Annotated in this window: 20 protein-coding genes; 13 read left to right on the top strand and 7 right to left on the bottom strand. The window is 52.0% G+C overall.

What is annotated here, in order from left to right; genetic code table 11:
- The 4 genes from mgtE to PPL9_RS14720 all read left to right on the top strand — a co-directional run.
- Positions 1 to 1339: magnesium transporter (gene mgtE / locus PPL9_RS14735; RefSeq protein ID WP_057463395.1), on the top strand; the 1339-nt coding region annotated here is incomplete at its 5' end.
- Positions 1340 to 1357: 18 nt separating this feature from the next.
- A complete protein-coding gene (locus PPL9_RS14730; RefSeq protein WP_057463394.1) occupies positions 1358 to 1783 on the top strand; it encodes a VOC family protein in 426 nt (141 codons plus the stop codon).
- Positions 1784 to 1843: 60 nt separating this feature from the next.
- Positions 1844 to 2590 carry a hypothetical protein gene (locus PPL9_RS14725; RefSeq protein WP_208989384.1) on the top strand — a complete coding sequence of 249 codons (747 nt, stop codon included), beginning with the start codon at positions 1844 to 1846 and terminating at the stop codon, positions 2588 to 2590.
- Between the two features lie 129 nt (positions 2591 to 2719).
- Positions 2720 to 3145, top strand: a complete 426-nt coding sequence (locus PPL9_RS14720; protein WP_057463392.1) for an ACT domain-containing protein — start codon at positions 2720 to 2722, stop codon at positions 3143 to 3145.
- Here the strand turns inward: PPL9_RS14720 and PPL9_RS14715 are convergent.
- Positions 3137 to 5218, bottom strand: coding sequence for an EAL domain-containing protein (locus PPL9_RS14715; RefSeq protein ID WP_208989383.1), 2082 nt, complete (start codon positions 5216 to 5218; stop codon positions 3137 to 3139). The genes PPL9_RS14720 and PPL9_RS14715 overlap by 9 nt on opposite strands.
- 366 nt (positions 5219 to 5584) lie before the next feature.
- Here PPL9_RS14715 and PPL9_RS14710 point away from each other — a divergent pair, with 366 nt between their 5' ends.
- Positions 5585 to 6199, top strand: a complete 615-nt coding sequence (locus PPL9_RS14710; protein WP_057463390.1) for an ATP-dependent Clp protease proteolytic subunit — start codon at positions 5585 to 5587, stop codon at positions 6197 to 6199.
- A 126-nt stretch (positions 6200 to 6325) separates the two neighbouring features.
- Here the strand turns inward: PPL9_RS14710 and PPL9_RS14705 are convergent, their stop codons facing one another.
- A complete protein-coding gene (locus PPL9_RS14705) occupies positions 6326 to 6928 on the bottom strand; it encodes a thiamine phosphate synthase (RefSeq protein ID WP_057463389.1) in 603 nt (200 codons plus the stop codon).
- A gap of 379 nt (positions 6929 to 7307) precedes the next feature.
- Between PPL9_RS14705 and PPL9_RS14700 the strand changes: the two genes are divergently transcribed.
- Positions 7308 to 8486 carry an adenylate/guanylate cyclase domain-containing protein gene (locus PPL9_RS14700; protein WP_161831313.1) on the top strand — a complete coding sequence of 393 codons (1179 nt, stop codon included), beginning with the start codon at positions 7308 to 7310 and terminating at the stop codon, positions 8484 to 8486.
- On the opposite strand, the gene PPL9_RS14695 is transcribed toward PPL9_RS14700, so the two are convergent.
- From PPL9_RS14695 to PPL9_RS14680, 3 genes are all read right to left on the bottom strand, one after another.
- On the bottom strand, positions 8411 to 9127 hold the full coding sequence (locus PPL9_RS14695; RefSeq protein WP_057463387.1) for a DUF599 family protein: 717 nt from the start codon (positions 9125 to 9127) through the stop codon (positions 8411 to 8413). The genes PPL9_RS14700 and PPL9_RS14695 overlap by 76 nt on opposite strands.
- 736 nt (positions 9128 to 9863) lie before the next feature.
- Complete coding sequence (locus PPL9_RS14685) at positions 9864 to 10952, bottom strand: alcohol dehydrogenase family protein (RefSeq protein WP_057463450.1); 1089 nt, start codon at positions 10950 to 10952, stop codon at positions 9864 to 9866.
- A complete protein-coding gene (locus PPL9_RS14680) occupies positions 10952 to 11476 on the bottom strand; it encodes a TetR/AcrR family transcriptional regulator (protein WP_057463385.1) in 525 nt (174 codons plus the stop codon). Before PPL9_RS14680 ends, PPL9_RS14685 begins: the two co-directional genes overlap by 1 nt.
- 146 nt (positions 11477 to 11622) lie before the next feature.
- Between PPL9_RS14680 and PPL9_RS14675 the strand changes: the two genes are divergently transcribed.
- Positions 11623 to 12069: a DUF1489 family protein gene (locus PPL9_RS14675; RefSeq protein ID WP_057463384.1), complete on the top strand. Its 447-nt coding sequence runs from the start codon at positions 11623 to 11625 to the stop codon at positions 12067 to 12069.
- An 84-nt stretch (positions 12070 to 12153) separates the two neighbouring features.
- On the top strand, positions 12154 to 12525 hold the full coding sequence (locus PPL9_RS14670; protein ID WP_057463383.1) for a hypothetical protein: 372 nt from the start codon (positions 12154 to 12156) through the stop codon (positions 12523 to 12525).
- 105 nt (positions 12526 to 12630) lie between these two features.
- On the opposite strand, the gene panC is transcribed toward PPL9_RS14670, so the two are convergent.
- Entirely contained in the window at positions 12631 to 13473 is an 843-nt protein-coding gene (gene panC, locus PPL9_RS14665; RefSeq protein ID WP_057463449.1) for a pantoate--beta-alanine ligase, read from the bottom strand.
- 271 nt (positions 13474 to 13744) lie between these two features.
- On the opposite strand from panC, the gene PPL9_RS14660 reads away from it, so the two are divergent.
- Both PPL9_RS14660 and PPL9_RS14655 read left to right on the top strand, forming a co-directional pair.
- Positions 13745 to 14467 carry a hypothetical protein gene (locus PPL9_RS14660; RefSeq protein WP_057463382.1) on the top strand — a complete coding sequence of 241 codons (723 nt, stop codon included), beginning with the start codon at positions 13745 to 13747 and terminating at the stop codon, positions 14465 to 14467.
- Between the two features lie 109 nt (positions 14468 to 14576).
- On the top strand, positions 14577 to 15308 hold the full coding sequence (locus PPL9_RS14655) for a DnaJ domain-containing protein (protein ID WP_057463381.1): 732 nt from the start codon (positions 14577 to 14579) through the stop codon (positions 15306 to 15308).
- A 21-nt stretch (positions 15309 to 15329) separates the two neighbouring features.
- Here the strand turns inward: PPL9_RS14655 and PPL9_RS14650 are convergent, their stop codons facing one another.
- On the bottom strand, positions 15330 to 16787 hold the full coding sequence (locus PPL9_RS14650; RefSeq protein ID WP_057463380.1) for a D-alanyl-D-alanine carboxypeptidase: 1458 nt from the start codon (positions 16785 to 16787) through the stop codon (positions 15330 to 15332).
- A 393-nt stretch (positions 16788 to 17180) separates the two neighbouring features.
- Between PPL9_RS14650 and PPL9_RS14645 the strand changes: the two genes are divergently transcribed.
- From PPL9_RS14645 to PPL9_RS14630, 3 genes are all read left to right on the top strand, one after another.
- The gene (locus tag PPL9_RS14645) at positions 17181 to 17513 is read left to right on the top strand and encodes a phasin family protein (protein ID WP_057463379.1); all 333 of its coding nucleotides are present in this window, start codon (positions 17181 to 17183) and stop codon (positions 17511 to 17513) included.
- A 674-nt stretch (positions 17514 to 18187) separates the two neighbouring features.
- Complete coding sequence (gene clpS / locus PPL9_RS14635; RefSeq protein ID WP_057463448.1) at positions 18188 to 18517, top strand: ATP-dependent Clp protease adapter ClpS; 330 nt, start codon at positions 18188 to 18190, stop codon at positions 18515 to 18517.
- A 12-nt stretch (positions 18518 to 18529) separates the two neighbouring features.
- Positions 18530 to 19525 (top strand): AAA family ATPase (locus PPL9_RS14630; protein ID WP_152986711.1); only part of this gene is annotated, 996 nt, incomplete at its 3' end.

Here is a 19525-nt window from a genome sequence, read left to right as displayed (position 1 = left end):
TGATACCGACTTTGTTGCACACGTTGAAGCAGCCCTTGATACGCGGGATGCGGCTGTTGTGCGTGAGCTGGCGGGTAATCTGCATGACGCGGATATGGGTGACCTGCTGGAGATGCTGCGCGAGGATGATCGCGTTCTCCTGATTCAGCTGCTGGGTGAAGAATTCGACTTTGCCGCTTTGACCGAAACTGAAGAGTCTGTGCGTGCGCAGGTTCTGGATGCTTTGCCGGATGGGGATGTTGCTGAGGGGATTGGCGAGCTTGAATCCGATGATGCTGTTTATCTGCTTGAGGACATGGAGCAGGAAGAGCAGGAGAAGATCCTTGCTCAGTTGCCCAATGTGGATCAGGTCCAGATTAAACGTGCGCTGGAGTTTCCTGAGGATACTGCTGGACGTATTGTTCAGACTGATTTTATTGCCGTGCCACCGTTCTGGACTGTGGGGCAGGTGATTGACCATCTGCGCAGTTCCCAAGATCTGCCGGACAGTTTCTATGAGCTTTACGTGGTTGACCCCGGTTTCCATCTTTTGGGTGCTGTGGCGCTGGACCGGTTGTTGCGCACGAAACGATCCAAAAAGATCTCCAAAATCATGGAGGAGACCCGTCATTCTGTTCTGGTCACGGATGATCAGGAAGATGTGGCGCGTTTGTTTGAGCGTTATAACCTTGTTTCTGTCGCGGTGACTGACGTCTCAGAACGTCTGGTCGGTATTGTGACCGTTGATGACATTGTTGACGTCATTCAGGAAGAGGCTGAGGAAGACATGCTGGCGATGGCTGGTGTGGGGGATGAGGAGATCTCAGACAGTGTGCTTGAGATTGCCAAGTCCCGTTTCTCCTGGTTGTCGGTGAATGTGTTTACCGCAATCTTTGCCGCTTTTGTCATATCGCTCTTCACGGCCACGATTGAGCGCATGGTGGCTTTGGCTGTGTTGATGCCGATTGTGGCGTCCATGGGCGGAAACTCCGGTACGCAGACCATGGCGGTGACGGTGCGCGCAATTGCGACCCAGGAATTGAACCGGCGTAACATTCTACGCGTTTTGCGACGTGAGCTGTTGGTGGGCCTTATCAACGGTGTCGGCCTCGGATTCCTGATTGGTGCTATCGCGGGGGGATGGTTCCTCAACCCAGAACTTGGGGTGGTTATTGGCAGCGCAATTCTGATTAACTCAATCTGCGCTGGTCTGTTTGGATTGCTGGTTCCTATGGGCTTAGAGAAAATTGGAGCGGATCCTGCCATTGCTTCTTCAGTTTTTGTGACCACCATAACGGACGTTGTTGGCTTCTTTACATTTTTGTTCCTGGCTGCGTGGTGGTTCGGTCTGCCATACTAGCCAATCAGGAGGTTAGGAATGGACGCCCCAGGTATTAATGGAATTGTCGAAACTGCCGTTTACGTTGATGATTTTGCCAGTGCGCATGATTTTTATGGTGAGTTTTTGGGGTTGAGGCGGGTTGTTGAAGGCGAGCGCATGCATGGGTATGACGTTGGCCCCAATCAGATGCTTCTGGTCTTCAGGCGCGGTGTGTGCCGTGAGGATGTTGAAAGCCCATATGGTATGGTACCGGGGCACAGCACTGACGGCCCTTCTCATTTTGCATTTGCGATCTCCAGAAGTGCATTGATCGAGTGGCGTGAATACCTTGAAGAGAAAAAAGTTGCGATCAGCAGTGAGGTGCGATGGCCTCAAGGCGGTGTGAGCCTGTTTTTCCATGACCCGTTTGGCAATGTGGTGGAACTGGCAACACCGGGACTGTGGCCCAACTATCAGGATTAGAACGCGTCTCGCGTTTTGCGGTGTAATCTCCTTTTGCAGTTCCAGTCTTAGGATTGGCAGATGACTTTTTGTCGAAAGGCGGGAGTTATGGTTCAGGAGTGCAAGATCATAATCAGAAACCGGTCAGATCAGGCCTGTGGTTTCTATCTCTTTCAGTTGCAGCCCTCCTATGTGGTTCAGCGTGGCGTGCCTCCCGTTGTGCAGTCCTGCTGTGTTTGTTCTGGAAATATCGCGCCTTACAACGCTTCGGGACCTCAGCTTGAGTTCGCGTTTCGTGAACATGTTTTGGCTGGTGCTGTGCGTGAGAAAAGGCCGGCTGCTGGCGGTTGTCTCTATGTTTCTACGACGGGGCAGGATGAGACAGATGCCTTGGAGTTCGTCTCACAGCGCATGGTGGGGACACAAAGTTCCGCTGATCGTGTTTCTCTCAACGGCACTCATTTAACCACAAAGCCGCTGGGTTTATCCCCCTCTGCCAATGAGGCTGGTGTGACCCTCCGCAGTTTCAGGATAACGATCCCATCTGTGTCTGATGATGATTTGCTTGGGGTTTGCTGCGGGAATGCCATTCAGCATTCGGATGGGCGGGTGGTGCTTTCCAGCTTTGTACTGCCTGTTGCTGACACTCAGATTGATTGCGCGCCGCTGTTTGCTTTTTGGCTGAGTACCGGATTTTACGATGAGGGTGAAGTTGTGCCTTACAATCTCGCTGGTTCGGCGCCTGTGCTGATTGAGTTTGCTGTTGATGGGCCACAAATCGTTGTTGTTGACTACAATGCTGATGGCACGTTCTCTCCGGGAGAATAGGGTGCATTGTTGTCCGGGAACTGGAACCGCTTTCCGTGAATGTGCTTTCTTGTTCCCCTATATGTTCTTTGGGATATGCTAGGCCTTATTGAGAGATGTTTTGAGTGTTGAGAGAGGGAGCCATTGGGTATGACATCGCGCGGCGGACTGGATTTGCAAGAACTTCTCGCTTCCATGGAAGCCTCTCTTTCTGAAGAGAGCTTTGTGTTTTGCTGCTTTCCCAATGGCAGTGTTGAGGGTTTGGCTGAGCACTCACCGCTCGGGTTGTTCTGGGAGAACGAGGGCCTGACAGCCATTCTATCTATTGAAAATGCAGGCAAGGCTGGCGTTGAAACTGAGCCGTGCTTCCGGCGGATTTCGCTTGCGGTTCACAGTTCGCTTGAAGCGGTGGGTCTTACGGCAGCTCTTTCCAGCGCGCTGGCAGATGTGGGCATCTCTGCCAATGTTGTAGCCGCGTATTATCACGACCACATCTTTGTACCGGAAGAAAAGGCTGAGGAGGCACTGGCCGCTTTGATGGAGCTAAGCCGCTCTGCAAAAACTGCGTTACGCTAAGGCGCCAACTGTTGGCGGGGAGGTGACGGTGTGCTGTCCTTTAAGAAGGCACTCAAAGGTGTGGGGGGAGACGGCAGGAGAATACAGGTATCCCTGATACTCATGGCACTGCAGTTTCTGGATTTGGCGAAGCTGCTCTCGTGTCTCAATGCCTTCTGCCACCAGTGTCAGGTTCAGCAGGCGGCCCATCTGCACAATCATTTGCACAATTGGCCAGCGTTTGGTGTCAGCGATGAAGGAACGGTCGATCTTGAGTGCTGTGACTGGATACCGCTGGAGATAGCCCAGGTTTGAGTAACCGGTTCCAAAATCATCAATTTCCAGCGTAAAGCCCAGATCACGGAGTGCGTTGAGTTCCTTCAGTGTTTCATTGGCATCACTGAGAAGAGCGCTTTCGGTGATCTCAAGGCGAATTGAGCTGGCTGAGGCGCCTGTCTCAAGAAGTATGCGGTGCAGGCGCTGGGATATGCGTCCGCGCCGGAACTGAGCCGGAGACAGGTTGATTGAGATGGCGATGTTGTGACCGGCCAGCGCCCATTGTTTTTGCTGAAGCATGGCTTCGCGGGCGACCCAGTCTCCGATCTCATCAATCATGCCTGCTTCTTCAGCGATCTCAATGAAACTTGCGGCAGAGACGAGGCCGCGTGTTGGATGATGCCAGCGCAGCAAGCCTTCTGCTCCAACAATGCGGTTGGTGGTGATGCAGACGCGCGGTTGGTAATGAACGGCGAGCTCGTGATTGCGCAGAGCCTGACGCAGGGCGGTTTCCAGACTGACCCGCTCTTCAGCTTCGCGGGACATGGATACATCAAAGAAGCAGATGCGATCGCGGCCCAGATCCTTTGCCTTATACATGGCAAGGTCGGCTTTACGCATGAGAGTGTCCAGATCAACACCGTGTTCGGGATAGGTGCACACGCCAATGGATGGGGTCACCTGCAGCATATGTCCGCGCACTTTGCAGGGCTTGGACAGAGCGGTTCTGATTTCGCGGCTGATGTCGTCGAGCAGGTCGTAATCTGCGAAGTTGGCAATGAGGACCACGAACTCATCCCCTCCGAGGCGCGCCACAAAGCCTATGCCTTCAACAACCTCTTTGAGGCGCTTGGCGATGACGACAAGCAGATCGTCGCCGACCAGATGGCCGAGGGTGTCGTTGATTGTTTTAAAGCGGTCAAGATCAATGAAGATCAGTGCACCCGGATTGCCGGTGATGCGGGTTTCATCCAGATAGCGTTCTGCTTCAATCTCAAGAAAGGATCTGTTGGCCAATCCTGTCAGGGTGTCATGGTGGGCCAGATAGCGGACTTCATGTTCTGCTTTCAGGCGTTTGGTGACATCTGTTGCACTGAGCAGGATGGCCCGGGAGCCGGAATAAGGATCGTATCCACTGCGGGCGTTGAGATCGAACCAGCGTTCTCCTTGAGAGGAGTGCATGAGTGCGACGAGATTCGCGCGGCCTGTTTTGCGCAGTTCATCCAGCAGCGCATCAAAATCGCGGCGGTTGCACATGCGGTTGATCAGGTCTTCGCAGCCGTCTGGACGGTTGAGGCGACTTGCGGGGTTTTCAAAGATGAGTTTGCCGTTCTCATCAAACATGCTGATCATGGACGTGGTGTAAAGCAACACCTGTGCGCTGCGGACTTGCTCAGGCTCGTTGCCAACCTCTGAAATGACCTGCACCAAAAGTGCAGGGTTTCCCGTGATCAATGGCTGCGGGGAGATGGAGCAATACACAGAGACCGGCTGGGAGTTGGGAATTACGGTGATGCACTCTGTAATGCGGCCTTCTTCCGTGACCCGGCTCAGATAGGAATGAAGCTGGCGCTGATAGGAGAGGTCATCGAACGGCGCAGGCAAGTCCATTCGGAAGGTTCCGGAGGCGTCTATACACTCGCTCAGGCTAAGGCCCAGGAAGGACAAGCCCGCAGAATTTGCCCAGACAAGCTTGGTCTGGCTGACATCAACAATGTACATGGGAACGTCCACGCGCGCAAAAGCCCGTTGGTCTTCCGCCGGGACAGGCGAATGATATTGGACGTTGGAATCCAGCGTTTCAGTATAACCAGTCAAACCCGAAAGTCCCTTTGTGCTGTGTCCAAGGACTAGACACCATCCCCTGCATGTCTATATCAGCTATAGGTAGATCGTTATTTTTACCGATTATGTGAGTTGCAAGGTTATTAAAACGTTATTCCTTTGCCTTTAAGTTGGAACAAAGGAACTGAAAATGTGCATAATGCATTGATTTTAAGTGGAGAAACGGCGGCTTTCCGAAAAGCCTATCAAAAGTGAGGGGAGAACGCCCTCTTTTTCCTAGGGAATTTCTGTTAGGCTATGACTTTGCGTGTTTGCGGTCTGCCGCAGTATCTTTTAGTTATGTTTGATCACAGTCTGCCGCGTGGGGCGGTAGCTAATATAAGGGAGCATGTCATTCGCATGACGGACATTTGTGCTTCGACGTCAGTTCGCCTCGAAGGTGATGAAGACGCGCCAAAGAATCCTGACAAGTCCATCCCGGTGGACAAGCATCTTTTTGATGCGCGTACAGTGCTGATTACAGGACCTGTGACTCAAGAGATGGCCCAGGAAGTCTGTTCCCGTCTGCTTGCGCTTTCCCAGGTTAGCAGTGACCCGATTACCGTTATTGTTTCTTCTCCGGGTGGACACGTTGAGTCCGGTGATATGATCCATGACATGATCAGGTTCATTCAGCCGGAAGTTCGTATTCTCGGTATGGGCTGGGTCGCGAGCGCTGGCGCTCTGATTTATGTGTCAGTGCCTAAAGAACGTCGTTCCTGCACTCAGAACACACGCTTCCTGCTTCATCAACCATCTGGTGGTGCCGGCGGTATGGCAACTGACATCGAAATTCAGGCCAAAGAAATTTTGAAGATGCGTGATCGCTTGAACCAGATCTTTGCAGATGCAACTGGTCAGCCGATTGAGCGCATTGAAAAAGACACTGACCGTGATTACTGGATGAGCCCGGAAGAGGGCATCGAGTACGGTCTTGTTGGTAAAGTCATCAACAACGTCTCCGAGCTTGGCTAGTACCTTGCTTGCTGGAATTTGAAAAAGGCAGCCGTTTGGCTGCCTTTTTTGCTGCCCGGGTCAGGATGAGTGACGGGCAAGTTCGCTCTCCTTATATAAAGAGGCGATGCGTTATGGGATGCGCTTCTACTGCCGCCAGTTTTGGGAGGCTTGGAGCCATTGGGTGGTGCGGTGTTCCGGGTTGGGGGCGTTGATGACGTCGGAGATGGTGGCGATGGAATCGCCACCGCTTTCGAAGACTTCAGCAGCGCGGTCCAGTGTGATGCCGCCGATGGCGACCAGATGTTTACTTGTGCGCGTCCGCCATCTTTTGAGTGTTTCGAGACCCTTAGGTTGCCAGTGCATTTCTTTTGTTGCGCTATTGTAAATTGGACCAAGGGCCACATATTCAGGATCTAGTGCCAGAGCTGTGTCCAGCTCGGCTTCATCATGGGTGGAAACACCGTAGTAGATTCCTGCGGAACGGAGTGCGCGGAAATCGGCGGTTTTCAGGTCTTCCTGTCCTAAATGCACATAGCCCACGTTTGCGTCGTAGGCGGCTTGCCAGTGATCGTTGACGATAAGCACTGCGCCGGCTTTGTCGCAAAGCTGTTTTGCTTCCCGGACCTGCGATCGGATTTCATCCTCTGATTTATCTTTGATGCGGAGCTGGAGACATTTGACGCCAAGAGGAAGGATACGTGGCAGCCACTGGGTGCCATCGATGATCAGATAAAAGCGATCTAACATTGCTGGGTTTCTCGGTTAAGGGCGCTGTGATTGGATGGACAATCACCAGATGCGTGCTGTGTTCATATTTTTGGGCAAAAATAGGAGTTGATCAGGTTGTTGGCTACAAATTTCTAAAATTTGAAGTATTTACACGTTGTGCGTGTGTTGAATTGTGGAGAAAGTCTAGCAAAAAAGGCGAGAGTTTCTTGAAGGGATTCCTGTAAATGTCTGAGTTGAAAAGTAAATGATAAGAAATATTGGAACTTTTGCCGTGTTTGCTTGCGAGTGTGGTGATTTTACGTGGTCTTCTTCTCCGCTCGTCTCTGGGGTGTAAATGTCTAGTAGTGAGTCTTTTTCCCTCTGCGATTTAATGGAATGGCTGTCCAAGGACGCAAAAATGTTGGGGCGTCCCTGTCGTATCTTTGCGGCATTGGGCGAACACTTGCAGAATATAGGCGTGGAGGTGGACCGGATCTCTACGGGTATCTCTATTCTGGACCCGAACTATCATGGTGAGGGGCTTATCTGGGAGCGGGGCGTTGGGCCGCGTGTGCGATATTTCCAGCACACACCTGAGATGAGTGAGTCTTACAATCAAAGCCTTTGGAAGCGGTCCACTGAAGCCGGGCATATGATCCGACATAAGTTTGGGCATCATGATGAGTATGACCGGCTCAAGGTTATTCAGGAGCTTAAAGAGCAAGGGTACACGGATTACGTTGCACTCCCCATGGTGTTCTCGGATGGTGAGGTCCATGGGCTGGCTTTTGCTTCGCGGGCGGCTGATGGTTTCAAGGATGAGTATATCAGTGTGTTTGAGCAGATCACTGCTCCCCTCGCGCTGATTTGTGAGCTGTTTAATTCCCGGCAGGCCTCTGAGAACATTCTCAATACCTATCTTGGAACACGTGCCGGACGGCGGGTGATGAATGGTGAGATCCGGTGGGGAGATGGGGAGCATATCAACGCGATTGTAGCGTTTTGCGATATTCGCAACTTCACCGGGTTTTCAAATTACCTACCAGACAAAGCCTTGTTGCAGCTGCTTAACGAGTATTTCGGCATTGTTACGTCGCGGGTTGAGCAGCACGGCGGCGAGATCCTGAAGTTTATCGGTGATGAAGTTCTGGCGGTGTTTCCCTATACGGATGATCAAAGCGCCAGAATAGCGGCGTTTGAAGCCATGTCGGCACTGCGCGAAAGCATGGCGGATCTGACGATTGCGAATGCGCGCGGGTTTCCTGATTTGCCTGCCATCCATGTTGGTATGGGCGTGCATTCAGGTCGCGTGTTCTTTGGCAATGTTGGTGGGCAGCGGCGACTGGACTTTACGGTTGTTGGACCTGTGGTAAATGAGGCCGCACGGATTGCTGACCTTTCAAAACGCCTTAATCAGGAAATGCTGATTTCGCAGTCAGTTGCTGAAGTTCTCAGCTGTTGTGAGGATACCTATGTGGGGACATACCCACTCAAGGGTTTCCCCACGCCGGTGAAAGTTTATCAAGCGCCGGAATTGACGAGGTCTTGTGTGTTTGGACCCGGCAATACGGCTTTTCTCGCCTTTGAGAAGAACTGACGGCGCAGCAGCACCAATGTCACCATCAGGGTCGTTCCGATGAACACGAACGGCCCTGCATACCATCCCAGATAACCTACCGCGAAGAAGAGCGCTTGCTGGCCGCTGCTGAAATGGCGGCCTGCAAGGGTTGCCAGCCGTGCTGCGCGCAGGGATGCTTCAACAGCCTCTTCATTGTCTTCATGACAATCATCCGGGATAGAGCCCATGACGATGGTTGTGTAGTTGAACAAGCGGTAAGCCCAGCCGAATTTAAAAAACGCGTACGCCAGAATGATCATCAAACCGAAGGTCTTGGCTTCATTTTGTATTGGATCATCCAAAAATGGCAGGTCGAGCGTGCGGGCGAGGGCGGTGACCTCATCCATCGCGCTGAGCAGAGTGACTGTGCCGCCGATGGCCAGAAGGGAGGCTGAGGCAAAAAATGCGGTGCCTTGCTGCAGGCCGGACGCGATGTTGGTGTCAGCAATGCGGACCTCTCGTTTGAGCATCGCGCGCATCCAGCGGTAACGGTGCGCGTCCATGGCGTGAGAGAGCGTGTTTTTGGACCAGGGGCTTCGATAGGCCAACCAGCTGTACAAGCCCCATGAGGAGACGAAGACGAGGATGGCAATGAAGTTGGAAAACGGGATCTGAAGCATTGGTCTTTCTGTTTTTAAGCCTGAGTCCGGACATGAACCCGTCTTGATGGAAACGGGCAGTCTTATGTTTGGCATGATTTGCGGAGAGGGGCTAGAGGGCGCGCATGATATGCGGCTGTGTGAGCCCGGCAAAATTGCGAGAAAACAGACTCAGAATGGTCAAAAAATGGAGTTTGAGTTGTCCTATAGGGTAGCCAATTCTCAATTAAGTCGAGTTTTGAACGAATTTTTGCATAAATATTTTCAGTGAATTTTTTTATGGTTATCGATAATTTTATCAATTCTAAAGAACCCTAACTCTTTGGAGCTATGAGTTTTTATGGGGTAGGTATATCTGACTGATGAATGAGTAGTGATTTGTACGTAGTGAGGTGCGGCAGTCTGCCAAGCCAAATTTTGCCGTTTTGCTGTTGCGCTTTGATCACGGAAGGGATATTCCGTGCGCCCTGTGCTGACGGGGTCTCCTCGGCGCACGTGTATCAACCATTAAACGGTGTTTTATGGATCACGAAATTCAGAAGTCCTGCTGGGGGTTCACTGTGTGGACTGTCGCAACCCTCGGCGGCGTTATGGCGCTGCTTTATGTATTTGCAGGTGCCGGCAGTTAATCCCAAGATAACTGCTTAAACGCGGATTTTGGTAGGGATGCAGATGTGACGTCTGCATCCCTTTTTCTTTGAGCTGGTTCTAGCGTATCTTCAAAATCGATAATGTGCTTTTTGTCACGCAATGGACGCTAGGGCAGATTGCGTGCGGTTTTCTCGCCAGAGCAATTGTCTGCAACTGCCAGCACAATCTTTCCCAGATGCTTCTTTTGCTCAAAAACCTCTTGCGCTTTGCCAATTTCAGCAAGCGGGAAGGTTTGCGCGACCAGTGGCTGTATGTCGCCTGATTCAATGTGAGCAACAAGATTCCCGAAGACTTCAGGTTCCAACACGGTGCAGCCGAAGAAGCTCAGGTCTTTCAAGTAGAGTGTACGCACATCCAGTTCCACGATAGGGCCAGCCATCGCTCCGGCGACTGCATAGCGTCCCCCAGGCTTGAGAATGGCGAGAAGGTCTGGCCATTGCGGACCGGCGACCAGATCAACCACCACATCAATGCTGTTGGGGCCAAGGCTCTCAACCAGATCATCACTGCGATCCAGCACACGGCTTGCTCCGAGCTCCTGAAGCATCTGAGCCTTTGAGGCGGAGGAGATGGCGATGACGTTTGCGCCGCGTGCGCGTGCCAGCTGGAGGGCCGCTGAGCCAACGCCTCCTGAGGCCCCTGTCACCAGAACGGTTTCTCCGGCTTTCAGGTTGGCGCGGGTCAGCATGTTCTCCGCGGTTGAATAGGAGCAGGGGAAGGATGCCAGCTCCAGATCGCTCAGTTGGCTTTGGATCGGGTAGACGTGGCGGTGATCGATTGAAACAAATTCAGCAAAGCCGCCATCGCATTCTGAGCCCATGAACCATGGTGACACCAATTTTTTGCCATTGGCATATTGCAGGCATGGCTCTACCAGCACGCGCTTGCCCAGAAGGGCCTGATCGACCTTAGCGCCTGCCGCGACGACCCTTCCGCACACGTCTATGCCCTGAATGCGGGGGAACTGGAGCGGCTGGCCGGACCATGTGGCATCTTCTGCCTGATTGTCGTGACGTGAGTACCATGCTTTTCGTGTGTTGATGTCTGTGTTGTTGACGGCTGCCGCCAGAACTTCAATCAGCACATCCTCAGGGCCGATGGCAGGCACGGGCAGGTCGGTGTGCAGCTCCAACATGTCCGGTCCACCGTGCCCGGTGAGCGTTACTGCAGTCATTGTGGTGGGGAGGTTGCTCATCATGTTGCTTTCTGAGTGAGTGATTGAATTGCGGACTTGGCCCAAGTGAAGACCGTGGATCCGTGCAGGGGATAGGTTGAGACAACGCCTTCGTGGATCATGAAGAGCTCTCCGGCATTGTTCTCGAGGCCGAGAAGAGCTGCCAGCTGGTCTTTGGTTTGCTGTTTGTGGCGTGTGACGCATTCTCTGACGAGTGCGCTGTCCGGATAGGCCGCAAGGGCCGCCTGATCCATGCAGCCGTGCGGTGCGTTGTTTGCCATCCAATGTTCGATGGTGCTGAGAATGCCCTCCAGAGGATCATCAGAGGACTGCGTTGCTGCCTCACTCAGGAAGGACAGGTAACGCTGATTGCGGACTTCCAGCGCGCCGATGATCATATGTTCTTTGGAGGGGAAGTACTTGTAGAGCGTGCGCAGGCTTACATTGGCGCCGCGCTTGAGCTCTGCAACGCCGGGGGCGGTGAAGCCGCGTGCTGCGAAGACGCCTTCCAGGCCTGTGCAGATGGAGTGTTCAAGATCAGTCATGCTTAATTGGTAGAGTGATCATTCTACCGAGTCAAATTGAAAAATGGAGAGCGCGGTTGTGCGATCACCGATATGTTTGTGCAATGCGTTAGCTATGGAGGCTGCTATGACTGGCAAAAGCCAAAGCTTCCTGCTATTTGAGCGCTATGACGTTACATCTGGTGAAACTCTGTGTTGGCGTGGAAAGCGTTGACCAGCTGCGGAATTACATTGAACAGCGACAGATTCTGGCGCTGTCACACGGTTTGAGTGACGAGCAGATCCATACCACTCGTATGGTGCCGACTCGCATTGACGAGCTTCTGGATGGTGGTTCGCTGTACTGGGTGATCAAAGGCAATGTTCAGGTTCGCCAGAAACTGATTGATATCCGCGTGCACAAGGATGATTCCGGCAAGAAGCGCTGTGACCTTGTGATGGAGCCTTTCCTCCACCAGACACAGCTTCAGCCGCGCCGTGCCTTTCAGGGCTGGCGGTATCTGAAAGTGTCAGATGCACCGCCGGATGTGAGCGGGCCAATGCTGGATGGGGATCAACTTGCCGAAATGCCAGAGGGTATGCGCCGCGAGTTGCAGGAGCTTTGCCTGATTTAAGCGGTCTCTTTTTTGCCGATTGCATCTGTAAAGGCTGGATGAGATAAACGCGGCATGTGACTGTCTGTTCGGGAGAACCATGCTGTGACCGAGCTTATCGCATCGATTGCCGGGCCGTATCTTTTCGTGACAGGCCTTGGTTTCTTTATTTCCAGCAGTTTTTACCAGCGGATGATTGCTGCCCAATCAGAAGCAGACCCAATCCTGCTTAACTTATCCGGTGCTGCGCATTTTGTGATTGGCATGGTTGTGCTTGCCAATCATTTCAAAGTGTCCAGCATGGCCGGCGCTCTCGTAACACTGGTTGGGGCAGCTGCTGTGTTGAAGGGGGCAAGTCTTATTGTCATTCCGGATTACATGACAAAGTCACAGCAAATGGGGAAGAGGGGAATTTTGGCCACAGGCACCGCTTTTACCGCAGTAGGTGCTTATCTGAGCTATGTCGGGTATTTTTAGGATGCCTTTTACGGGCAAGCTGTTCTCAAAGTAAGATGCGAATTGAAAGCTTCTGAGACGCGGTAGGGTTCCGGGCAAATGCGTTCATCTGCCCGGAGAGTCGTTTTAAACTTCGATATTGTCGATCAGGCGGGTATCACCGACTTTGGCGGCGACCAGAATACGGGCACCTTTGGCGTCGATGGGTGTGCCCAGGTGCTTGCCGTGGCGCAGCTCGAAGTAATCTGTCGCAAATCCTGAGAGCTTGAGGACAACAAGCGCTTTCTTGCGCACTTCAATCCAGTTTTCACCGTTATGAAGTGCATTGCGCGCAGTCTGCAGCGTTTCAGAAATTGTTCTGGCTGTCGTGCGTTCCTTATCATCCAGATACTCATTGCGGGAAGACATGGCGAGGCCATCCTCTTCGCGCACGGTTGGAGCGCCGATGACTTTGGTTGGCAGGTGCAGGTCGCTGGCCAGTTGCTTGATGACGCGCAGCTGCTGGTAATCTTTTTCGCCGAACACAGCGACATCTGGCAGAACAGCCAGCAACAGTTTCGCCACCACTGTGGCAACGCCGTTGAAGAAGTGCGGTCTGTGATCTGTTTCCAGACCAAGGGCCGGACCTTCGATCTGAATAGATGTGGCAAAGCCGTTCGGGTACATTTCCCGTGCATTTGGAGCAAAGACGCCAAACACGTCGTAGCCCGCCAGCTTTTGCAGGTCGGTCTCTTCCGTTCTCGGGTAACTCTCGAAATCTTCGCCCGGCGCGAACTGCTTTGGATTCACAAAAATTGAAACAATCACGATGTCCGCATGTTCCCGGGCCTTTTCGACCAGAGACAGGTGGCCTGCATGCAGTGCCCCCATGGTTGGAACCAGAGCGATTGTTTTGCCTTCTCGTCTCAGAGGTAATAGTGCAGCCCGCAGGTCGTCTACACCACGGTATACGTCTGGGAGATTTCTCATAGGCGTCTCCATGTGGGACCTCATCCCTTAATTTCTTGGCTTTGCAGCGTTTTTATCTGTTGTTGGTAATGGGTTTGCCCAGAAACTGTTGAACCCAATTGCAAGCAGAAACTGATATAACTGATTTTAGCAGATTTTGTGATTATTCTCATTGCACCAATAGTGGGTATTGGTCTTTAGCGAGCGAAATAACCAATCTGTCCCAATAATTGTTAAGTTGTTGGAATAAAATGCCTTCGTAATCCTTTGTGACGTGAATACAGGTACGCCCATGTCAGACAAGCTCTCCAAAAGATCCGGATCTTTAAACAGTCCTGCAGACAGCAAGAGTGATCTTTCCAACTTTCTGGAGGCTGCCAAAGACGCGGTTGCTGCGCCTGCCGAGGATGAGCGGGGCCGTTTGATCTTTGCGCTGGATGCCACAATGAGTCGGCAGCCCACTTGGGATCAGGCTTGTCACCTGCAGGAAGAGATGTTCATCGAAGCGGGCCGGGTTGGGTCGCTTGATGTGCAGCTGGTGTTCTTTCGCGGGTATGGCGAGTGTAAATCCTCGCGCTGGGTCAGCAATTCCAAAGAGCTGGGCGGAATGATGCGCAAGATTCGCGTGCAAGCTGGGCGGACACAGATTCGCAAGGTGCTGGATCACGCCTTGGCTGAGACGCGGAAAAAGCGGGTGCAGGCGGTTGTCTATATTGGTGACTGTATGGAGGAGAACCCTGATCTGGTCTGCGATAAGGCAGGGGAGCTCGGATTGTTGGGCGTGCCGGTTTTTGTGTTTCAGGAAGGCAAGGACATCCTGGCAGAGCGAGCGTATCGCGAGATCGCCCGGTTGAGCAACGGGGTCTATCTGAACTTTGATGATGGATCTGCTGCGAGCTTGCGCGGATTGCTGGCTGCGATTGCAACATTTTCCGCCGGGGGCAGACAGGCCCTTGAGCGCCTTGAGCAATCGGGGCATAAAGGTGCTCAATTCTTGATTGAACACCTAAGCTAGAGCACGCTGTATTCACGTATCAAGCTCGAGCTCTCTAATTTTGTGCGTATTCTGATCCGGAAACCGGAACCACTTTTTGGGAATGCGCCTAATACATGTCAGGTACTAAATGGGCTATTTGGTCATGGGAGGATTGGTGCTTGCCATCCTCTATTTCTTCGCAAAGTGGCTGACGCAGTCAAATCCGGCAAAACTTAAAGAAGTTTTGAAAATGCTGATTGGCGGACTGCTGCTGGCATTCTGTGCTTTTCTTGCCGTCACCGGCAGATACGTTATTGCGCTGCCACTTGCGGCCTTTGCGCTGTCCCTTTTGGGTTGGGGGTCTGCGCAGAGTTTCAAGTTTCCCGGTGGATTCCCCTTCGGAGGACTGGGTGGTGCCTCCAAGAGTGCTGGTCAGACCTCCAACATCTCCTCCAGATTTCTCCATATGGAGCTGGATCATGATAGCAAGAAGCTGGAGGGCAAAGTGCTTGCCGGTTCCTTTGCTGGCCGCGCGCTGAGTTCTTTGCAGGTTGCAGAGCTCAAACAGCTTTGGCGCGACGTGCAGCCGGACGGCGACAGCGTTGCCCTACTCGAAGCTTACCTCGATAGCAGGCTCTCCAACTGGCGTGTAGACTTCCACGCGGATTCCACAGCGGGGCAGAGAGACACGTCTAGCTCGAGCGCTCTGACTGAGAAGGAGGCCTACGAGGTTCTTGGACTTGCGCCGGGAGCCTCCGTGGAAGACATCCGTGCTGCTCACCGCAGACTGATTAAACGATTGCACCCCGATAGTGGGGGTTCTGCTTTCCTGGCTTCCAAACTCAACGAGGCGAAGGATCGGCTTCTCAACAGACATTAGACTCACCGTGACTGATACGAGTTACTGATAGACGGCATAGCAGGAGTACTTGGCCTTCTTGAGTTTGGCACAAGCATCCCAGGCTGCTGTTTTGGTTTCAAACCCGATGAACCGCGCGCGGTACAGGGTTTGTTTCTTAGATTTGACCGGCTCTGTGTAAATGCGTTTGTTACGTAGGGTGGCCCCTGTCGCAGCGCGCGCATTTTCCAGGATCTTGATTGCTTTATCCTGGCTGTCGGTCGCAGAAATCTGAATGTGCCAGCCGGAGGTGTCGATGTCCTCTGGCTTCAAGCTTGCAATCTTCTGCTGAATTGGAGCGGAAGATGGTGCAGCTGTTTTCGCTGGCTGCTGCAGTTTTGCCGAGGCAGAAACAGCGGGGGCAGCCAGTGAATTGGCAACAAGGTCCTTACGCGGTGCCGGAGCAGGGGCTGTGGCCTGATGTTCCAGCATTTTTGCGATTGGATCAGATGGTTTTGAATTCGGTTTTGTGCCGGTTGCGTTGGCATATGCCAGCAGTGTCGGCTGCTCTGCAGCTGGTGTGCCTGCTTTGGCAACTGGAATAGCCGGAGCAACTTTTGGGAACTGATAGCGTTTTGTGGTTCCTGCGTAGAGTATCGGTGTGGTGCGACGACCACGGGATGCTTTTGGCAGGTACTGGCTGATCAGCTTGACCATCTGCGCATCACGGCTTTTGCCGGTGCGGCCACCCAGAACCACGGCAACAATCTGGCGATTGTCACGTTTAACGTTGGTTACAAGGTTGAAGCCGGAGGCGTTGGTGTAACCGGTTTTGATTCCATCAACACCACGGACACGACCGAGCAACTTGTTGTGGTTGCCCATGCGGCGGCCAGCATATGTGTAAGAGCGGGTGTTGAAGTACTTATAATACTTCGGGAACCGATCCTGAATCGCGCGGCCCAGCAGAGCAAGGTCTGCTGCGGTGGTCACCTGCTTGGAATTTGGCAAGCCATGCGGGTTTCTGAATGTGGTATTGCGCATGCCAATTGCACGGGCGGTCTGCGTCATGCGGCGTGCAAAGGCTTTTTCAGAACCGGAGATATGCTCTGCAATCACAGTCGACGCATCGTTTGCGGACTTGGTGACGAGCGCATAGATGGCATCCTTAACGCGCAAAGAGCTGCCAACCTTCAAGCCAAGCTTTGTCGGTGGGCGACCTGCTGCGTAGCGGGAGACCTTCATTTTAGTGTTTAGTGTCGCGCGGCCAGCTTTCAGTTCCTCAAAGAGCACATAAAGTGTCATGATCTTTGTGGTGGACGCAGGGTAGCGTCGTGCATTGGCGTTGTTGGCGTACAAAACCTTTCCGGTTTTTGCATCAACGACAATACCAGCATATTTGGAATTTGCCTGGGCAACAGTCGGAGCTGTAGCGATCGCTAAGGATACAGCAAGAATGCCGACAGCTTGTCCCAATGCCTTTTTTAGGCGCCCAAATGGCCCAAAATTACGCAGACCCATGTTCTTTTCGCCCCGTGAGCAATAATGGCGGTTTACGCGCTCTGTACTAAATAAATTCTCTCATTGCTAGCGGAGGTGTGTTCAGAAAGCCTCAGCCGCTAAAAATGCGGCGCAGGTGACTCCCCCCGTTCGCGTCATACCCAGAATGATGCGATTACGGTTACAATTCTGTAAATACGATAAGGCAGATTGCAAAAATATTGTTTTTATCCGTTTTTTGTTTGTGGCTACGCCCCTGTCTTTTCATGATATTGCAGCGCAAAATAAAAGTTGACAAAATTTGTGCAGCGCATAATATCGCTGCGTAAGTTTAGAAATGTGGCGTTTGCTCCCCAAGAGACAAAAACCTAATCATCGAAATACCGGCGCCGCCCAATTGATGAGGTAATTTTCATGGTCACAGGATTTGAGAATATGCAGAAGCTTGGAAAAGATAACATGGACGTAGCTATGCAAAGCTTCGGTGCGTTTTCCAAGGGCATGCAGGCGATCTCTGCTGAGGTTGCGGACTACTCTAAGAAATCTATGGAAGAGAGCAGCGCAGCAATGGAGAAAGTTGTTGGCGCGAAGTCTCTTGATAAGGCTATGGAAGCTCAGGCAGATTTTGCCAAAGTGAGCTACGAAAGCATGGTCGGTCAGGCAACTAAAATCGGCGAAATGTACGCTGAGATCGCTAAGGACGCTTATAAGCCCTATGAGGGTATGCTGTCTAAAGCTGCCAAGTAATCTACTGGCATAATTGAGATTGAAAGCCCGAGGCGCGTTAGCGCTTCGGGCTTTTTGGTTTTGCGTGTTTTAAATAGATTGCCCTGGTTGTTTCCATTTTCAGACAACCTATCTCTCTTCTTCAAGGCCCTCTCAAAACATTGTGATTCAGTATCCTGAATTCTGGCGGGCGTGTTTGGGTCCGCAGAATGGCCCGAATATGCTCATCTTACGTTGGGAGCAGGGTTTAACCCTTCGGATAGTCTGAGTGTTTTCTCTTCTTATTGGTTTGCATTTTCCAGTTTGCTTGGGGAATAATCAGTACTAACAATGAAAGAGAAGGCTTCGCGTGTCCTGAATGTCTGCAATTGATTGATCTGGCAGGTACATTCGGGAGGCTGCTGATGCCGCCGGGTGCGGGGCGTTGGCGCCAGCAAGTCTGTAAACCAGAGCGAAAAGACAGCGCAGATGCTGTAGCGAGAGTGTGAATGAGAGACCAGCGACAGGCAATGAGTGTTCTCAGGGGAGATAATCTTATGCTTACGGTGTATAATGAAACAGAAAATGAAACGCTGTTTGATTTTTCTGGAGTTGTTGGTGTGCCCTATGAAAATGCATATCCCTTGAATTCGCAGGGGGTACGTTTAAATACTATAAAGTCCTCTGCGTTATACATGGAGAGACAAAGAGAACAAATGAGCAGCGATTTCGACCTGGATAATGACGATGATGGCGGGACGATAACCGTTACCAAACCTAAGCCAAAAACAAAAAGGCCCAGTTTGTATCGCGTGTTGTTGCTCAATGATGATTTTACGCCGATGGAGTTCGTGATCCACGTTGTGGAGCGGTTCTTTCATAAGGATCGTGAAGATGCGACGCAGATTATGCTCCATGTCCATCATCATGGCGTAGGGGAGTGTGGAGTCTTCACCTATGAAGTGGCCGAGACAAAGGTCACACAAGTTATGGATTTCGCCCGAAAACACCAACATCCATTGCAATGTGTAATGGAGAAAAAGTAATAGGGGGCGCCTGTGCCGTCATTTTCTCGCAGTCTGGAGAAAGCTCTCCATCAAGCTTTGGCGTTTGCTAATGAACGCCATCAGGAATATGCGACCCTGGAGCATCTGCTGCTTTCATTGATTGATGATCAGGATGCTGCTGCGGTGATGCGTGCATGCAATGTGGACCTCGATCAACTGCGCAAAAGCATTGTCGAATATATTGATACTGAACTAGAGAACCTCGTTGTTGACGGGGATGATGATTCAAAACCAACCGCCGGTTTCCAGCGTGTCATTCAACGCGCTGTCATTCATGTTCAATCATCCGGGCGTGAAGAAGTGACTGGTGCCAACGTTCTTGTCGCCATTTTTGCTGAGCGTGAAAGCCATGCTGCTTACTTCCTGCAAGAGCAGGAAATGACACGGTACGACGCTGTCAATTATATCTCCCATGGTATTGCAAAACGGGCTGGCTTGTCTGAACCGCGTCGGGTACGTGGTGCTGAAGAAGAATCCGATAGTGGCGCTGATCCTAATGTGAGCATGCCGCAACCTCCATCTGGTGGTTCTTCTGACCAAACAAAGCGGAAAACAGAAGCTCTTGAGGCTTATTGTCAGAATCTCAATGACAAAGCGTTTTCCGGTAAAATTGATCCGCTTATCGGGCGTGAGAAGGAAATTTCGCGCACTATTCAGATCCTGTGTCGCCGTGCCAAGAACAATCCACTTTATGTGGGTGATCCGGGCGTTGGTAAAACAGCAATCGCTGAAGGGCTTGCGCGCCGCATCATTGTTGGTGATGTACCTGAGGTACTGAAAAACGCGACGATTTTTGCGCTGGATATGGGGTCTCTGCTTGCAGGTACTCGATATCGCGGTGATTTTGAGGAACGTCTGAAGCAGGTCGTCAAGGAAATCGAAGATTATCCAGGTGCGATCATGTTTATTGACGAGATCCACACCGTGATTGGTGCGGGTGCGACGTCAGGTGGTGCGATGGATGCATCTAATCTGCTGAAGCCTGCG

Origin of the sequence: Pseudovibrio sp. POLY-S9 (assembly GCF_001431305.1) — a bacterium.
In the GTDB taxonomy this organism is placed as follows: Bacteria; Pseudomonadota; Alphaproteobacteria; order Rhizobiales; family Stappiaceae; genus Pseudovibrio.
The sequence above is the reverse complement of the archived record's forward strand: the minus strand, read 5'-3'. Positions and strand labels throughout refer to the sequence as shown.

Excerpts from the sequence above, each read along its gene's own strand:
- PPL9_RS14650 (WP_057463380.1), bottom strand. The coding sequence starts at position 16,787 with ATGGGTCTGCGTAATTTTGGGCCATTTGGGCGCCTAAAAAAGGCATTG.
- PPL9_RS14700 (WP_161831313.1), top strand. The coding sequence starts at position 7,308 with ATGTTGGGGCGTCCCTGTCGTATCTTTGCGGCATTGGGCGAACACTTG.
- PPL9_RS14675 (WP_057463384.1), top strand. The coding sequence starts at position 11,623 with ATGACGTTACATCTGGTGAAACTCTGTGTTGGCGTGGAAAGCGTTGAC.
- PPL9_RS14680 (WP_057463385.1), bottom strand. The coding sequence starts at position 11,476 with ATGACTGATCTTGAACACTCCATCTGCACAGGCCTGGAAGGCGTCTTC.
- panC (WP_057463449.1), bottom strand. The coding sequence starts at position 13,473 with ATGAGAAATCTCCCAGACGTATACCGTGGTGTAGACGACCTGCGGGCT.
- PPL9_RS14695 (WP_057463387.1), bottom strand. The coding sequence starts at position 9,127 with ATGCTTCAGATCCCGTTTTCCAACTTCATTGCCATCCTCGTCTTCGTC.
- PPL9_RS14660 (WP_057463382.1), top strand. The coding sequence starts at position 13,745 with ATGTCAGACAAGCTCTCCAAAAGATCCGGATCTTTAAACAGTCCTGCA.
- PPL9_RS14710 (WP_057463390.1), top strand. The coding sequence starts at position 5,585 with ATGACGGACATTTGTGCTTCGACGTCAGTTCGCCTCGAAGGTGATGAA.
- PPL9_RS14685 (WP_057463450.1), bottom strand. The coding sequence starts at position 10,952 with ATGAGCAACCTCCCCACCACAATGACTGCAGTAACGCTCACCGGGCAC.
- clpS (WP_057463448.1), top strand. The coding sequence starts at position 18,188 with ATGAGCAGCGATTTCGACCTGGATAATGACGATGATGGCGGGACGATA.
- PPL9_RS14725 (WP_208989384.1), top strand. The coding sequence starts at position 1,844 with ATGACTTTTTGTCGAAAGGCGGGAGTTATGGTTCAGGAGTGCAAGATC.
- PPL9_RS14655 (WP_057463381.1), top strand. The coding sequence starts at position 14,577 with ATGGGCTATTTGGTCATGGGAGGATTGGTGCTTGCCATCCTCTATTTC.
- PPL9_RS14705 (WP_057463389.1), bottom strand. The coding sequence starts at position 6,928 with ATGTTAGATCGCTTTTATCTGATCATCGATGGCACCCAGTGGCTGCCA.
- PPL9_RS14645 (WP_057463379.1), top strand. The coding sequence starts at position 17,181 with ATGGTCACAGGATTTGAGAATATGCAGAAGCTTGGAAAAGATAACATG.
- PPL9_RS14720 (WP_057463392.1), top strand. The coding sequence starts at position 2,720 with ATGACATCGCGCGGCGGACTGGATTTGCAAGAACTTCTCGCTTCCATG.
- PPL9_RS14730 (WP_057463394.1), top strand. The coding sequence starts at position 1,358 with ATGGACGCCCCAGGTATTAATGGAATTGTCGAAACTGCCGTTTACGTT.